General features: G+C 64.0%; 13 protein-coding genes and 1 tRNA gene. 9 read left to right on the plus strand and 5 right to left on the minus strand.

Annotated features, from left to right (window positions below):
- The first annotated feature begins 150 nt into the window (after positions 1-150).
- The 4 genes from SMAL_RS21355 to SMAL_RS18125 all read left to right on the plus strand — a co-directional run bounded on the left by SMAL_RS21355 (position 151) and on the right by SMAL_RS18125 (position 5,450).
- Positions 151-1,500 (plus strand): hypothetical protein, encoded by a 1,350-nt coding sequence (locus SMAL_RS21355; protein WP_489660300.1) that lies wholly within the window; start codon positions 151-153, stop codon positions 1,498-1,500.
- A complete protein-coding gene (locus SMAL_RS18115) occupies positions 1,497-2,513 on the plus strand; it encodes an ATP-binding protein (protein ID WP_012512208.1) in 1,017 nt (338 codons plus the stop codon). Before SMAL_RS21355 ends, SMAL_RS18115 begins: the two co-directional genes overlap by 4 nt.
- Complete coding sequence (locus SMAL_RS21345; RefSeq protein ID WP_012512209.1) at positions 2,510-3,727, plus strand: TniQ family protein; 1,218 nt, start codon at positions 2,510-2,512, stop codon at positions 3,725-3,727. Before SMAL_RS18115 ends, SMAL_RS21345 begins: the two co-directional genes overlap by 4 nt.
- Before the next feature lie 1,525 nt (positions 3,728-5,252).
- The gene (locus SMAL_RS18125) at positions 5,253-5,450 is read left to right on the plus strand and encodes a hypothetical protein (protein ID WP_041864592.1); all 198 of its coding nucleotides are present in this window, start codon (positions 5,253-5,255) and stop codon (positions 5,448-5,450) included.
- Positions 5,451-5,708: 258 nt separating this feature from the next.
- On the opposite strand, the gene SMAL_RS18130 is transcribed toward SMAL_RS18125, so the two are convergent.
- The 4 genes from SMAL_RS18130 to dtd all read right to left on the minus strand — a co-directional run bounded on the left by SMAL_RS18130 (position 5,709) and on the right by dtd (position 9,954).
- Positions 5,709-5,784 (minus strand) — tRNA-Ile (locus SMAL_RS18130).
- Between the two features lie 124 nt (positions 5,785-5,908).
- Entirely contained in the window at positions 5,909-7,309 is a 1,401-nt protein-coding gene (yjjJ, locus tag SMAL_RS18135) for a type II toxin-antitoxin system HipA family toxin YjjJ (protein ID WP_041864687.1), read from the minus strand.
- 257 nt (positions 7,310-7,566) lie between these two features.
- The gene (gene rpoD / locus SMAL_RS18140; protein ID WP_012512211.1) at positions 7,567-9,423 is read right to left on the minus strand and encodes an RNA polymerase sigma factor RpoD; all 1,857 of its coding nucleotides are present in this window, start codon (positions 9,421-9,423) and stop codon (positions 7,567-7,569) included.
- A gap of 90 nt (positions 9,424-9,513) precedes the next feature.
- Positions 9,514-9,954, minus strand: coding sequence for a D-aminoacyl-tRNA deacylase (gene dtd, locus SMAL_RS18145; RefSeq protein WP_012512212.1), 441 nt, complete (start codon positions 9,952-9,954; stop codon positions 9,514-9,516).
- Positions 9,955-10,015: 61 nt separating this feature from the next.
- On the opposite strand from dtd, the gene SMAL_RS18150 reads away from it, so the two are divergent.
- The 4 genes from SMAL_RS18150 (at position 10,016) to SMAL_RS18165 (ending at position 14,256) form a co-directional block, all read left to right on the plus strand.
- A complete protein-coding gene (locus tag SMAL_RS18150; RefSeq protein WP_012512213.1) occupies positions 10,016-10,936 on the plus strand; it encodes a lauroyl acyltransferase in 921 nt (306 codons plus the stop codon).
- 75 nt (positions 10,937-11,011) lie between these two features.
- Positions 11,012-12,145 (plus strand): GTP cyclohydrolase II RibA, encoded by a 1,134-nt coding sequence (gene ribA, locus SMAL_RS18155; protein ID WP_012512214.1) that lies wholly within the window; start codon positions 11,012-11,014, stop codon positions 12,143-12,145.
- A 27-nt stretch (positions 12,146-12,172) separates the two neighbouring features.
- Complete coding sequence (locus SMAL_RS18160) at positions 12,173-12,721, plus strand: PH domain-containing protein (RefSeq protein ID WP_012512215.1); 549 nt, start codon at positions 12,173-12,175, stop codon at positions 12,719-12,721.
- On the plus strand, positions 12,718-14,256 hold the full coding sequence (locus SMAL_RS18165; protein WP_012512216.1) for a PH domain-containing protein: 1,539 nt from the start codon (positions 12,718-12,720) through the stop codon (positions 14,254-14,256). The genes SMAL_RS18160 and SMAL_RS18165 overlap by 4 nt, the downstream gene beginning before the upstream one ends.
- A gap of 76 nt (positions 14,257-14,332) precedes the next feature.
- Here the strand turns inward: SMAL_RS18165 and SMAL_RS18170 are convergent, their stop codons facing one another.
- Positions 14,333-15,391 (minus strand): CDP-glycerol glycerophosphotransferase family protein, encoded by a 1,059-nt coding sequence (locus tag SMAL_RS18170; RefSeq protein ID WP_032973195.1) that lies wholly within the window; start codon positions 15,389-15,391, stop codon positions 14,333-14,335.
- Between SMAL_RS18170 and SMAL_RS18175 the strand changes: the two genes are divergently transcribed.
- Complete coding sequence (locus tag SMAL_RS18175) at positions 15,390-16,208, plus strand: glycosyltransferase family 2 protein (RefSeq protein ID WP_012512218.1); 819 nt, start codon at positions 15,390-15,392, stop codon at positions 16,206-16,208. The two genes, SMAL_RS18170 and SMAL_RS18175, sit on opposite strands and share 2 nt — an antisense overlap.
- The last annotated feature ends 26 nt before the right edge of the window (positions 16,209-16,234 follow it).

Here is a 16,234-nt window from a genome sequence, read left to right on the forward strand (position 1 = left end):
GGCCTGGTGCCTGCGATGAAGTCTGATCGAACAACGAGGCGCTGGCGCGCGCGGTTTCTCCGAGCAGGGGGTGACCCATCGGCTCTCCGCCCACTACATCGGTCAAAGGGTAATAGAACGCCCAGGCAGACACCTGAAGAATTCGCAGTGATGGATCGCGCCATCAGCACTTACTTCCTCAGCGCAGATGCCCTAAGTGTTCAGGCGGCATACTCGCAGTACCTACTTGATCATCAGCTTTCTATTGCCGAGGGCAAGCTACTAGGTAACTCAGTGGCCGCATCCAAGGAGACCTTCCGTCTTCGGTGCAAACGGCTGCCAAAGGAAATCGCTGAAGGGGCCCGGAGCGGGACAAGAGCTGCTGCAGCTTCCGCCCCACCGGTGGACCCGGCGCTGACACACCTATCTCCGGCACGGGCATTTGAGCGGGCGCATACCGACCACTACCAGTGCGATCTGCACGTAGTCGTGATTGACACCAAGCCGCCAATCACCAGCAAGCCTTGGATAACTGCACTTCGAGATCATGCCACCGGTCAAGTGCTAGCTACGTCCTTGAGCTTCAGCAGTCCAAGCAATTACAGCGTGCTGGGAGTTCTCCGCGACTGTGCACGGCGCTGGGGACGGCTCCCTGAGTCGATCGTCGTGGACAACGGAGCCGAGTTCAACTCCATATACTTTGAAACCACCCTGGCCAGCTTGGGCGTTTCAAAGCAAAGCAGGCCCCCAGGAGAACCACGCTCTGGCGGGCAGATCGAAGGGTGGTTCCGTTCGCTCAAGTCCTACCTCAGCCAGCAGCCAGGGAACACGACAAACGACGCTAGAGGACGATCAGCTACAGCAAAGTTCAAAGGACGAAGTCAAACAAGCTGGACGCTTGTAACGGCTTATCAGACCATGGATGAGTTCATCTTCAGCATCTACAACAACAACATTTCTGATGGCTGCCTTCACAGTCGATCACACGCCTCAGAGTCACTTCTAGCTGCATTCCCCGAAAGTGGAGTACCCACACCCTTCACCCGCGAGCTGCTCGCCAGAACGGCAATTCCGCTCCGGAGGCCACTGAGGCTTGATCGAGCGCGGGGAATTCGTCATTGCGCGAGATGGTACAGGCATCCCAAATTGTTCGAGTCAAGATCCGGTCGGGGACCCTTCGAAGCCTATGTCGAGCCTTGGGACGCCAATACACTCTATGTGCTGATAGACGGGCAACGTATCCCCTGCCGGCATGGCTCTCAACATGCGATTGACCTTACGACGGACTTTACGCCGGCTCTGGACTCGATACGGTTCCTGGGCAGCACCAGAGGCCGTGCGCTCCTCGCTAAAGCCGCGTCGATCGAGACAGCCAAGCTGACAAGGCGGTTCGCTGAGGCTGACAAGGCCAGGCAAAGGGCGATTAGCGTATCCAAGGCGCAGAAGCCAGCTGTGCCCCGCAAGAGGCTACCAGCGCGACGTGCCCTGATACTGCCTTATGGTCCCGGTGATGCATCATGAACAAGCATCTTCGAGAGGCCGTAAATAGCGCTCGATTTCCGCATCCTCGCTACGTTGAGGCAGTGAGGTCTGCAGCAGCATTGATCACATTCAGCGGGGATGGATCTGTGATTGCAATGGTGGGCCCACCCAGAGCGGGGAAAAGCACTGCCGGAAGGGCCGCCGCGAGAGAGGTGTACCCACACTCCAACCCGGATTCCATTCCTTACGTAGTTGTGGATTGCAGTCGAACCGATGCCGGCTACATGTCCATGCGCTACCTAACCCTAGACCTCCTCGCCCAACTCGGCCATCCGTTCTATGGCGATCCCGAGCACTCCCTAAGGCTGAAGCTTACAGAGACCAATGCGCGCCTACAGCTTCGTCGCGCGATTGAGTACAGGCGCACCAAGCTACTGATCATCGACGAGGCCCATCATCTTCTACGCGTTAAGGACCGGTCCGGACGCGAAGCCGCATTGGAATCACTGAAGTGCCTTGGGAATGAAACTGGCGCCTTGATATTTCTCATCGGCGGATACGAACTTCTCAGGGAATGCTTCTGTTCTGCTCACATGAACGGGAGGCTGTCTATCCTTCACTTTCCGCGCTACGGAACTAGCACCTCTGATGCAGGGTGCTTCGACAGGATTCTCGCATCCTATGACGTTCTACTCCCATGGGCAAAGGGGCACTCCCTTCTCGAGATGAGAGATCTCCTATACGAAGGATCACTGGGGTCGTGTGGACTTGTTGGCAACTGGATCCTTCTTGCGCTAGCGCGGATGACCTCGTTGCGATCGCAGCGGCTTCGCATGGAGCATTTCAAGTCAGCCAGGTATAAGCAGCAGCTGGCGGAGATCGCGGAAGACATCACGTTTGGCGAGTCTGCTCTCCAGCCGATTGAGAAAAATCACACAGGCATCTTGGAACTCGCGCCAACCACGGACTTCTCTGGAAGAAAAGCAGTTCGCAGACCAGGCAAGCGGCTTCCAAAGCGGGATCCAGTTGGCAACGCTGAGCGTCGGCGATGAACGCATACTTCCATGTTGCACCTATCGCCCTTGGCACATTGGAGGTTGAGTGCTTGTCCTCGCTGCTCCACCGCATTTCATATGCCCACGGCGTTTCGCGGTTTCAGTTCATATCGCACCTGCAGTCTCGCTGGTGGACCGAAACTGGAAGCCATCTCCCTCGATGTGAAGAGCTGAGATGGGACGGCTACAGTCCGAATGTCTCTATTGCGCTAACCGCACTCAATTATGCGTTTGGCTATGACTTGGAGGGAACGACCCTCGTCGCTTTACAGGGCATTTGCGCAGGAAATTGCATCGGATCCATAAAGCATGAAAGATGCTGGTGCCCTGCTTGTCTCAGGGGTGATCGTGAAGCCGGCAGGCCACCCTATGATCGTCTACTGTGGCGAATCCAAGGCGTTGAACGCTGCAGTCTTCATAAGCTTCGGCTTCGACGCAACTGCCCTCACTGCGGGTCAGGGCAAACCAAAGACAGCAGCAAAGTCGAGCTAGACCAATGCAGTACCTGCGGTCAAAGCCTATCCAACCTAACGTCTATCGGGGACTATGCGCCGCGACCGCCATTCGGTGAGGAGCAGACAGAGCAACTGATCCTCCGACTGGGAGAGGTCCGTGGAGCAGCCTCGGGTTCGCTGCAGGTGTTCCTTAGCAACGTCAGCAGCCCTACCAAGGATTGGGGAAAGCATCTTGGCGACATCTTCCACACGAGGCACTGCCCGATTCTTCCGCAGCTGACGTCGTTGATTGCAGTGGCTACCCACTTTGGTGTGGACATCGTGCAACTGATAACCTCGCCAGCTTCGGCAGCCGCCCAATCTGGATTGGAGATTGGCAATGCATCACCGCGAAAGGTGCGCAGACCAAGTTCCCACTTGCGAGCGAACCGTACCGCGTGGTTTCGGAAGGAACTGGAGGCTGCCCTCGAGGCAGGCCCGCCCTACCCTTCTACAGCTCAGTTCTGCCGCAGCCGGAACTACAGCGCCACCGCTGCCAGAAACAGCTTTCCGTGGCTTACCGGACAACTCAGTGCTCTGCATCGTGAGTGCAGCAGAGCCAAGCTGGAACGGCAAACCCTGGCTGCCGCAAAAGCGATTCGATCCATGACGCAAGATACGAAGCGCCTTCCAGTAAAGATCCGAGCGCGCCTGATTGCCGAGCAATCAGGCGCTCCCATGCATGTGGTACGGAGAATTCTGTCCGCCGATCATTAGCGGCCGAGGAGAGATGTTCGCTATCAAGCAGGACATGACGTACCGGCTGAATGTAGTACGAGAATCGATTGCGCAGGGGAACTCTTGTAGTCTCCTAGAGAAGTAGTAACAGCACTGACCAGCGAACCGGGCTTGCGTGACGACAAAGAGCCTAGCGGCTACGATCGGACTAGAGAACCACGCCGGATGAGATCGATTGCTTCGGTACATGCCTCCGCGCTGCGCATCAAATCTGCAGCTGCTACATTGACTGCATGCTTTCCATCCTTCCAGCTTAAGTAGTGACGACCGACCGGCCGATCTGCCGTCAGAAGCTCGACTGTTTCCTGCAGTAGCCGTATCCCGGTCAAGCAAACAGCACAACGCTCAACTACTGTCGTTGGCAGCGATGAAAGGTCGTCCGCATGCCGCTCAAGGGAGCCGATGCTCAATTGCTCCGCCCGCTGTGTAAGGTAAAGATCAGCGCGTGAACTTCGCTCGGGATCATCGATCGACAACGAAGCCGCGTACATCCCCATCTCCCTCGACTGCCTGGCAAGGCGAACCATATCCTGAGCCAGGAATTCCATCACCACTGTGCTGGAAGCCGCGAGTCGTTGCCGCTTATCCCTGCGGTCAGCAACGAACACTAGAACCGCGACGGCTACTGAAACAGCAGTCCAATCAACACTGAACATCTCCAACCCCGGCGTAGTCTCTAAGCGCAGCGAGCATTACCCTAGCAGGCCTCAGATTCTGCCCATGAGGAAGCACTGCTCCACGCGATGTTGATTTACCCAATTGAAGCCAACAGACGCTATTCGCTCTAGGTGCACCGGAAAGAGTCACCAAAAACAGGACGTTCCAACGCATAAGCCTGCAAAGGCCTGCTCCTGAGATGCCTCAGATCTGGCGACCGATCACTTTCAGCGCATCCTCGATAATTTTTGCTTCTGCCAGACGGCCCATCGCACGTAGCTTGGCAGCAAAGTGAGGCCAGGGTGGGAAGTTCCCCACGTAGGGTGAGGAGTCCGCCCCCCGATACATGCCACCACCGGGTCCGGTGTAAAGCCCACCGCCGGGCCCCTTGTATAGGCCACCACCAGGCCCGGTATACAGGCCGCCACCCGGGCCTGAGTAAGCGCCGCCCCCTGGGCCGGTGTACATGCCACCACCAGGGCCGGTGTACGCACCACCTCCCGGACCAGTGTAAAGGCCTCCTCCTGGGCCGGTGTAGGCGCCTCCGCCCGGGCCGGTGTACATCCCACCGCCTGGCCCGGTATACGCCCCGCCCCCAGGTCCGGTGTACATGTTTCTGGGCCACTTACCTTCATTTGCCATCAGTCACCCCGCCTACAAAGCAAGTTGCGGAAACCATCTCGGAGCGCGTAGGCCCATATTCAAGATGTTGCACCGTCTTTTCGGCAACATTCAAGTTCAGGGCTCGGGCCGGGAGGAGTAGCGCCGGCGCACCGCATCGCGCGGCGCACGGTGCATGGCTATCAGATGCTCTGCGCTATAATTTACACATCGGGATGGATTGCCAATGACCAGCAAGTCGCAGCGCCAGAAGGCACTCACTGAGGCGACAGCATCGCTCCGCTTGGAAGGCTTGCCAATTTCACGGCGCGATGATGATCTTTACACCGCGGCCATCGATGGATTGCGCCTTGGAACGCTGCGCGATGTCGTACTGGCACGTATCGGCGCCGAATTGGCATCAGCAACGAAGTCCACACGCTGATAGTACAGGCGTGCCGGTTCCACGGCCCATGCTGGACTCGCAGGGGACGGAGCAATCACTGCAGCCTCGAGCATCTCAAGCCAGGCTCGACTGGGGCTTGCTTGTGTAACGTCTCCCATCCGCTCCGCCAGGGGGCGTGCCGAAGTCCGCGCTAGCCTAGCGAGTCGGGCGCCTTTTGGTTGTTTAACCATCATAAGTTGTCCAAAACGGTCAACTTATGCCTGCAGGAACACCAGCAGCCGATCATGCACGCTGAATTGGTGGGCCCACCAGGATTCGAACCTGGAACCAAGGGATTATGAGTCCCCTGCTCTAACCGTTGAGCTATAGGCCCGGCGCAGCGTCACAGTGTAGTGGAGCCTGCGCTCAACCGGCTACCCGCCGGCGCCAAGACACACTGAAAAACCCTCAGCCATCGCTGCGCAACGCCACGCGCCTAGGCTTGCGCAACAGCTGGCTCACCCAAACCGCTCGCCCATCTCCCGCACCCGCTCGGCGTTCGCCCCCGCCAATGACCGCATTGCTGGCGACTGGATCCGCCCGTCAACAGCCACACACTGCCAGAATGCTTCAGCCACCGGTGCCGCCCAGCGCAGATGCTGCAGATCACCACTGCCCAGCGGCGCGACCGGCGACAGCGGCTCGTCCGCGCGCAACACGCCCAGCTTTGACGGCGCCAGCGACATCGGCAGCATGTCGTAGACCGGCGCCAATGGCAGCGGGCCGCGATCAATGAAGTGGAAGGCGATGTTGCCGTGGTGCATGTCGCTGTTGCCGATCAGCCGCCCGAACGCGTGGCGTCGGCCCATCGCCTGCACGGTGTCGGCCGTCAGCCAGCCTTGATCACGCAGTTCGGCGCCTGCAACCGGCCACGCTGGGGTGACCTCGCCGGTGAACGCTGACGATAGCGACAGCAGCGAGACCAGGCCTCGCCGCCCCAGCAGATCGGGCGTGCGGTCGAAGCGCTCGATTTCCAGGAAGGTGTGCGTGGGCGACTGCAGCAGTTCGCTGGACGCCGCGGCTTGTCCGGACTCGCGCAGGGCCTCAAGCGCCAGATGTTCGCAGACCAGCAGATCGCTCCAACGCTGGGCGGCGGCGCCTTCATCGGGTTGCGCGAACTTGACCAGGACCGAGCGGCGCCTGCCGTAGGCCTCTACGGTGGCGGTGAACTTGGGTTGCTCGCCACCCGGCGAGGAGCCCACGTCCTCTCCGTCCAGCGCAGCACGCGCACGCTCGCGATAATGTGCAAGACGATCGTCGGCCGCAACCCGATCGATCGGCACCTGCAACGTCTCCATCGCCGCCTCCACGGCGGCGGCACCGAGCAGCAGATCGCCCGCTTCAGTCCCGCCAGCGGTTACCAGGACCATCAACACATCGTCCGGTTGCCAGCTCTTGAGGTCCTTCGGCAGGCCGAGCGCCTGCGCACGGCCATGGGCGAAGCTGCGACCAAGAAAGCCCTGCGGTCGCAGGTCATCCAGGTACCACGGCAAGTCAGGAAAGAAGGCGGCAACGTCACCTTCGGGCGCGCGTCGCAGGTTCGGGCAGTCAGGCCCGGCATCGACGTGGAAGCCGCCTCCTACCAGCGCAATTACCCGCCCCAGCTCCTCCAGCGTCGCATCTTCGCGCAGCCGGTACAGCGGCCATTCGCTGCCGACCCGGGTGGGCCGCCGCAGCGCATAGGCGGTTGCCCGGGTGCTGCCCATGCGCACCACCTGCGGGCCACTGGCGGCCACCAGCCGGCTGAGCGCCATCCGGTCCACCCCCAGACGCTCGGCCAGCGCCGCGGCAGGTAGCGGCTGGCCGGGGGCCAGCTGAGCGATCAGATCCAGTACCTGTGGGCGTTGAGCGCGTGGCATGTGCATTACGTAATACGAAATTTGTTACGTAATTAGCATCAAAAAAGCGGGACTGCAAGCGCGGTCGTGCACCTATGAGCTTGAAAATAATGGACATATTCACGAAGAGCCAGCTTCGACGCGGGCCTTTGTTACATTATTTGTTACGTAATTATAAGTCTCAGCCAAGCAAAGGCTCGGCTTTACAGGGATGTGGTGGGCAAAGAAAAACCCCGCCGAAGCGGGGTTTCTCTCAAGGCTTCAACAGTCGCTGGAAATCAGTCGATATCCAGGAAGCTGCGCAGCTGCTCCGAGCGGCTCGGGTGACGCAGCTTGCGCAGGGCCTTCGCTTCGATCTGGCGGATGCGCTCGCGAGTCACGTCGAACTGCTTGCCGACTTCCTCGAGGGTGTGGTCGGTGTTCATGTCGATGCCGAAGCGCATGCGCAGCACCTTGGCTTCACGCGGGGTGAGGCCGGCCAGCACGTCGCGCACGGTTTCAGACAGGTTGATGTTGGTGGTGTTCTCGATCGGGGACTCCACGTTGGTGTCCTCGATGAAGTCGCCCAGATGGGAATCCTCGTCGTCGCCGATCGGGGTTTCCATCGAGATCGGCTCCTTGGCGATCTTCATCACCTTGCGGATCTTGTCTTCCGGCATGTCCATTTCCTTGGCCAGCTCCTCCGGCGTAGCCTCGCGGCCGTACTGCTGGAGCATCTGGCGGGAAATGCGGTTCAACTTGTTGATCGTTTCGATCATGTGCACCGGGATACGGATGGTGCGCGCCTGATCGGCGATCGAACGGGTGATGGCCTGACGGATCCACCAGGTCGCATACGTGGAGAACTTGTAGCCACGACGGTATTCGAACTTGTCCACGGCCTTCATCAGGCCGATGTTGCCTTCCTGGATCAGGTCGAGGAACTGCAGGCCGCGGTTGGTGTACTTCTTGGCGATCGAGATCACCAGGCGCAGGTTGGCCTCGACCATTTCCTTCTTGGCCTTGCGCGCCTTGGCTTCGCCGTAGGCCATGGCACGGCTGAGTTCCTTCAGATCGTCCAGGTCCAGCTGGGTCAGCTTCTCGATGTCGATCGTCGCCTGCTGTTCGGCGATGATCTGGTCCTTCACTTCACGCAGGGCCGAAGACCACTTCTGCTTGCGCTTCAGTGCGTCTTCCACCCACTCCAGGTTGGTCTGGTTGCCTTCCCAGGAGCGGATGAAATCCTTGCGCGGCATGCGCGCGGTGACGGTTGCCAGGTTCAGCACGCGGCGCTCATGGGACTTGATGCCGGCCATGGTGTCGCGCAGCTGCTTGGTCAGCACGTCGGTCAGCGGCAGCGGCAGCTTCAGGGTGACGAACACCGCCGACATCTCCTCGCGGAGCTTCAGCAGGCTCTTCTTGTCGCCCTTGGCCACAGCCTTCTTGAAGGCATTGAAGGCATCGCTCAGCGCCTGCATGCGCGCAGCGACTTCCTCCGGGTCCGGACCGGTCGGTGCGGCTTCTTCATCGCCGCCGTCGACATCATCGTCCTCTTCCTCGTCAGCGTCGGCGCCTGCGTCGTCACCGTCATCGGAGGCAGCGGGCGCGGCCGGCGCGGCAACTTCTTCGGCCAGGTCGTTGAAGCCGACGATCACTTCGGCCAGGCGCTTCTTGCCTTCCTTGTGGGCTTCGTAATCGTTCAACAGCGATTCGACCGACACCGGGAACTGGCCCAGTGCGGCCTGCACCTGCGAAAGGCCTTCCTCGATGCGCTTGGCGATGGCGATTTCGCCTTCGCGGGTCAGCAGCTCGACGGTGCCCATTTCGCGCATGTACATGCGCACCGGGTCGGTGGTACGGCCACCTTCGGTGTCGAGTGCGCTCAGCGCGGCGGCAGCTTCTTCGGCCGCGGTGTCATCGACTTCGCGGTTACCGGTGTTGCCATCATTGAGAAGCAGGGTTTCCACATCCGGCGCAACTTCATGGACATCAATGCCCATGCCGTTGATCATGCCGATGATGTCTTCGATCTGTTCCGGGTCGACCATGTCGTCCGGCAGATGGTCATTGACTTCGGCGTAGGTCAGGTAGCCCTGTTCCAGGCCCTTGCTGATCAGTTGCTTGATTTCGGATTGGGCAGGACGTTCGTTGGCCATGTAGTGCTCGCGCCACCGGCTAGGGAGAAATAGGGAACGTAGCATTATACCAGCCCGGGGCCCCGCCTGCCGGGCGGTGGTCCCGCAGGCTCAGGGCCTGAGAAGGAAGGTCACGGGACCGTCATTGACCAGGCTGACGACCATATGGGCACCAAATCGGCCCGTTTCCACCCCCGGCGCGTGATTTTCACGACAGATCTCGACAAATCGATTGAACCCCTGTTCAGCCTCTGCCGGCGGAGCGGCGCTGGTGAAACTCGGGCGCATGCCCGAACGGGTATCTGCGGCCAGGGTGAACTGACTGACCAGCAGCAGCCCGCCACCGGTGTCGCGCAATGATCTGTTCATCTTTCCGGCCTCGTCGGCGAACACCCGGTAGCCCAGCAGGCGCTCGGCCATCCGCTGCAGCTGGGCCTCGGTATCGCCCGGCTCCATCCCCACCAGCGCCAGCAGGCCGGGGCCGATCTGCCCCACCACTTCATCATCCACATGGACGGCGGCCTGGCTGGCACGTTGGATCAGGACGAGCATCTTGGGGCTTCCAATGAACGGGCGGGCCACGATAGCAGCGCCCTTGGCTAAACTGGCACCGATGAATCCGCAACGCAAAGCCCGGCTGGTCTACCGCGCCACCACCCTGTTCGCCCGCCTGCCCTGGCCACTGCTGCGGGGATTCGCGCGCGCCCTGGCGTGGGCGTGGATCAATCTCAACGCCCGCGAGAGCCGCGTCACCCGGCGCAACCTGGAACTGGCCTATCCGGAACTGGACCGCACCGCGCGCGACCAGCTGCACCGCGAGCTGCTGCGCTCCACCGCCCTGCAGGCCATCGAGACCCTGCGCCTGTGGAGCCAGGAACCCGCCGACAACCTGCGCCTGCACCTGAAACAGCGCCATGGCGAGGCCCTGTACGACGCAGCGCTGGCCAGTGGCAAGGGCGTGATCGTGGCCGCGCCGCACTTCGGCAACTGGGAGCTGCTGAACCAGTGGCTGGCCTCGCGCGGGCAGATCGCCATCGTCTACAAGCCGCCGGAGGACGAGGCCAGCGACGCCTTCCTGCAGATCGTGCGCGGCGGCCAGAACGTGCAGCAGGTGCGCGCCGAAGGCCCGGCCGTGCGCCAGCTGTTCAAGGTACTCAAGGACGGCGGTGCCACCGGCATCCTGCCCGACCAGCAGCCCAAGGCCGGCGATGGCGTGTTCGTGCCGTTCTTCGGTGTGCAGGCACTGACCATGACCCTGGTCAACCGCCTGGCCGAGCGCACCGGGGCCACCGTGCTGTACGGCTGGTGCGAGCGGATCGGCCCGGACATGGAATTCGCCCTGCACATCGAGCCGACCGACCCGGCCGTGGCCGACCCGGACCCGCAGGTGGCCGCCACCGCGCTCAACGCCGGCATCGAGCGGATCGCCCGCCGCGACCCGTCGCAGTACCAGTGGACCTACAAGCGCTATACCCTGCGACCACCGGGCAGCGACGAGGAAGACCCGTATGCGACCGAAGAGCATCCGCACTGAAAGCCGCTCCCGCCGGCCTGCGACAGACCGCCGCAGCACGTTGAATACGACGCTGGCGCCCCCATAGAGACACCGATGTCTGCCTCCCCCGGTCCTGCCATGTCTGCTTCTTCCCTGTTCGGCGATCCGGCCGCGATCCGCTGCGAGCGCGCGGTGGCCGAACTGCGTGCCGGTCGCCCGGTCCTGCTCCACGATGGCCAGGGCCAGCGCCTGGCGGTAATCGCCTTGGACAGCGCCACGGCCAGCAGCTTCGCCGCCTTCGCCAGTGCCGCCCGCGAGCGGCATTACCTGTTCCTGACCGCCACCCGCGCCCGCGTGCTTGGCGTGGAGGCCCCGCAAGGTGCGCGCCTGCCGCTGGCCGGTGTTGCCTTCGACGCCCTGCCCTCGTTGGGCTACCTGCGCGAGCCGGGCCCGATGCCGGACGGCTGGAGCGCCGGTGACGCCTTCGATGCCGGCGCTGTTGAACTGGCCCGGCTTGGCCTGCTGCTGCCGGCGATGGTGGCGGTGCGCCTGGACGCCGATGACCGCACCTTCGATGGCGCGGCCGAAGTCGCGCTGTGCGACCTGGCTGAAGGCGCGGCGCATGCCGCCCACGATTACGAACTGGTGGCACGTTCACCGGTGCCGCTGCGCGACGTCGGCATGACCACCTTCGCGGTGTTCCGCGGCGGCGTGGCCCAGCGCGACCAGGTGGCGATCATCGTCGGCGAACCGGACCTGTCAGCCGTGGTCCCGGTGCGGGTGCATTCCTCTTGCCTGACCGGCGACCTGTTCGGTTCACTCAAGTGCGACTGCGGCGACCAGCTGCGGCGTGGCCTGCGCAAGCTGAAGGAACTGGGCGGCGGCGTGCTGCTGTACCTGGACCAGGAAGGCCGTGGCACCGGCATCGCCGCGAAGATGCGTGCTTACGGCTACCAGCACGACGGCCTGGACACCATCGACGCCGATGCACAGCTGGGCTTTGGTGCCGACGAACGCCGCTACGGCAGCGCGGTGGCAATGCTGCGGGGCCTGGGCATCGCGCGCGTGGCCCTGCTCAGCAACAACCCGACCAAGGCGCAGCGCCTGCGCAACGCCGGCATCGAGGTGCTGGACTGTATCCCGGTCACCGGCGAGATCACCGCCGAGAACGAACACTACCTGCGTACCAAGGCCGATCGTGCCGGCCACATGCTGGATGTCGACGCGCTGATCCAGGCTGCCCAGTAATACGGCCGACCTGCTACCGTCTGCGCGATGCGGCCGTCGCCGCCATCGCCTGCCCTGCTGCCTGACGGAGCCCGCGTGACCGAAGCCTCGATACCTGCACTGCTCACCTCTGACTGGCAGGCGCTGCCAGCACGCGCCGCGCGCCTGGCAGCACTGGAAGGCGCGTTCGGCGGCCTGTTCGTGCCAGGCCTTCCGCTCGCAGCGGCCTGGTGGTTCTTCGATCTGCCCGCCGGCCTGTGGGGCGCTGCGGTCGGGCTGCTGGTGGGCATCGTGTTCGGCGCCTGGCTCGGCCGCCGGCGCCTGACCCGCACCCGCTGGCGCCTGGATGCGCAGGGACTGGGCCTGCGCCGCGATCTGATGTGGCAGCTGGAAACGCGCATTCCCATTTCGCGCGTACAGCACCTGGACCTGCGCCGTGGTCCGCTGGAGCGCCGTGCCGGGTTGGCCACGCTGATCGTGCACACCGCCGGCACCCGCATGAGCGCGGTCACGGTGAGCGGCCTGGACGAGGCCGATGCCGAGCGCCTGCGCGACACCCTCTCGCACCAGCTCGACCAGGACGCCGACGCCCTGTGAGCCAGCCGCCCCCCCTGCCCGCGTCGCTGCCCAACGGTGGCGAGGATCATCGCCTGCACCCGTGGTCGTGGCTGTTCGTGCTGCTGATGCAGCTGCGCCACTACTTCCTGCCGCTGGTGGCGCTGCTGGTGTTCGGCCAGCGCGGTGACCGCGATCCGATGTGGGCCCAGCTCATTCCGCTGTCGGCGATTGCCGTGCTGGTGCTGGTGTCGGTGCTGCAGTACCTCAGCTACCGCTACCGCATCGGCAGCGATGCGATCACCGTGCGCAGCGGCCTGCTCGCGCGCAACCGGCGCGAGATTCCGTTCGCCCGCATCCACAACGTGGAAGTGCGGCAGAACCCGCTGCACCGCCTGTTCGGCGTGGCCGAGCTGCGCCTGGAATCGGCCGGCGGCGTGCGTCCGGAAGCGGAGATGCGGGTACTGAAGCTGGACCAGGCACTGGCCTTGGAACGGCTGGTGCGCCAACGCGGGCAGGCGCCACAGGCTGACGACGTGGCCACATCAGGGCAGGTGGCCGACGCTGACAGCGAACACGTGTTGCTGCGCCTGTCGAGCTGGGACGTGGTGCGCATGGGGCTGCTCTCCAACCGCGGTTGGGCGCTGGCGATCGCCGCGTTCGGCGTGCTGTTCCAGACCGTGCCGCGGCCGGTGATGGACGACGCCCTCCAGCGCGGCGGCCGCGAGGCCTTCGGCTATGCCAGCCACCTGCACCCCGGCGTGGCCGGCGCCTTCCTGCTGCTGGCCGCGGCCTTGCTGCTGGGGTGGCTGGCACTGCGTGCGCTGTCGGTGGTGCTGACCCTGCTGCGCTACCACGGCTTCACCCTCAGTGAGCAGGAGCGCCGCCTGACCGTATCGGCCGGCCTGCTCAGCCGCACCCGCAGCAGCGTGGCGCGGCGCCGCATCCAGGCCTGGACACTGCGCGAAAGCACCCTGCATCGCTGGTTCGGCCTGCGCCAGCTGCGCATCGACAGCGCCGCTGGCGGGCCCTCGCGCGATGAGGACCGCGCCCTGCGCGAACTGGCGCCGCTGGCGTCCCGTACGCGTTGCGAGCAGCTGGTGCAGCACCTGCTGCCGCAGCTGCAGTGGCCGCCGCTGCAGTGGCAGGCCATTCCGCAGCGTGGCTGGTGGCGGTTGTGCCTGGGCGCGCTGCTGGTGGTGCCCCTGCTGGCCGTGGCCGGGTACTGGCGCTGGGGGCCCTGGGGCCTGGTAGTGCTGGCCTGGCTGCCGGTGGCACTGCTGGTCGCGCACCGGCAGATGGCGCGCATGGGCTGGTACCTGGACGATCATTACGTCGCGGTGCGCGGCGGCTGGTGGAAGCGCTGGTGGCGCTGGGCCGAACTGGACAAGGTGCAGGGCCTGCGCCTGCAGCGTTCGCCGCTGGACAAGCTGCTGGGCACCAGCAGCCTGCAACTGGACACCGCCGGTGCGCATGGCGACGTGGCGCTGACCCTGCACCACCTGCCGCGCGCGCAGGCGCAGCAGGTGATGGAGCAGTTGGCTGCGGCGCTGGCACGGCGCAAGCTGCGCTGGTAAGCACTACAGGTAGTGCCGGCCGCTGGCCGGCAACTGCAGACATCTCCCGGGTTGCCGGCCAGCGGCCGGCACTACCTCAACGCTGCGACGGGCCCCAATACCCCAGGTCCTTGCGGATCTGCAGATCGCGCAGCCAGGTGCCGAACGGCTTGCGCCGCAGCGCGCCCATTTCGCCGGACAGGAAATCCTCGGTAGCGGTGATCACCCGCTCGCTGGACAGGCCATCGCGATACGGGTGGATGGCATCGGCGTAGCGCACGATCTCCGCCTGCAGCGCGGCGTCCGGATGCAGCGCGCGCTGCAGCATTGCCGGCAGCTGCGCCGCATCGTCGAAGTCAATCATGTGCGGTTTGGGCACGCGGTTGCGGAAGGTCACCACCGGCTTGTGCTGGACGATGAACTCCGAAACGATCGACGACGTATCCGACACCAGCACATCGGCAGCACGCTGCGCGGCCATCACCTGCTCAGGCTCGATGAAACGGGCATTGGCACCGGCCAGCGCGCGGTAGCGCTCGAACAGCTCCGGCGGGCACTTCGGGTGCAGGGTCAGCAGCCAGTAGCGCTCACCGGCGGCGATGTCGGCGGCAATGTGAGCATGCAGGTGCGGGGCCGCGCTGAGCCGCTCGGTGAAGGTCGAACCGAACAGGATCACCGGGCGCTCGCCCGCCGGCGCGCGCAGCGCAGCGCTCTCGCCGCCATCGTCGCGGAACAGCGGGTCCAGCTTCGGCCAACCGGTCTCTGCTACCGCGAAATGGCCCTGCAGGGCGGCGATCTCGCGGAACGGCGCGGTGGTGGCCGGGCCCTGGGTGCAGTACAGGTCAAACATGCCGCGCACCCGGAAGTGGCCGCGCGCACTGTCCCGCTTCTCCACATTGAACCCATGGAACAGCTGCACCTTGGCCCCCGAAAGGAAGGTCGGCACCCAGTTGGCGGCGCTGAATACCGCCCGCGGGCGCATCGCCAGGGCCTGCTTCAAGCCGACGTTCGGCACGCCCGGCAGGGCACCGCCCGCGGCGCCGCCTTCGAACCAGGCTGCCACCTCCTGCCCGGAGGCGTGCAAGGCCTGCGCCAACGGGGCGAGAATAGGCAGCGCATAACGCTCCGTCGCAAACAACAGGTACCCGGCCATCATGTCCTCCACGACCGCTCCCACCGAACGGCCTCGCATCTCGGCCTGCATTATCGCGTTCAACGAGGCCGGGCGCATCGGCGACTGCCTGGCCTCGCTGTCCTTCTGCGATGAGATCGTGGTGGTGGACTCGTATTCCAGCGACGCCACCGTGGCCATCGCCGAGGCCGCCGGCGCCCGCGTGCTGCAGCGCACGTTCGAGGGCTTCCGCAGCCAGAAGGCGTTCTGCGTCGAGCAGGCCAGCCACGACTGGGTGCTGTGCCTGGATGCCGACGAACGCATCAGCCCGGAACTGCGTGCGGCCATCGAACAGGCCCGTGACGGTGGCTTCAGCGGCCATGCCGGCTATCGCTTCGCCCGCCTGTCGGAATACTTCGGCAGGTTCCTGCGCCATGGCAACGCCTACCCGGACCGGGTAATGCGCCTGTTCGACCGCCGCCAGGGCGGCTGGCGCGGCAAGCGCGAGATCCACGAGGCGGCCAGCGTCGACGGCAGCGTCGCTACCCTGCATGGCGACATGATCCACTACCCCTACCGCTCATTGCAGCAGCAGCTGGCCAAGACCGAGAAGTACGCGCGGATGATGGCCGAGCACGAATTCGCGCGCGGCAAGCGGGCCACCTTGAGCAAGCTGGTGCTGGCGCCGGCCTGGCGGTTCTGGCGCGGCTTCCTGTTCCGCGGCGGCTTCCGCGACGGCTGGCATGGCCTGGTCTACGCCTATGTTCGCGCCAATTACGTGCGACAGAAGACCATCATGCTGTGGATGCTGGGCAACGGTCAGGCGGTGGCCGACCCCGTGGTCCGTCCGGACCGGCCCTGAGCCGGCTGTGTCACACTGCCCGCGCG

The sequence above is a fragment of the Stenotrophomonas maltophilia R551-3 genome (genome assembly GCF_000020665.1).
In the GTDB taxonomy this organism is placed as follows: Bacteria; Pseudomonadota; Gammaproteobacteria; order Xanthomonadales; family Xanthomonadaceae; genus Stenotrophomonas; species Stenotrophomonas maltophilia_L.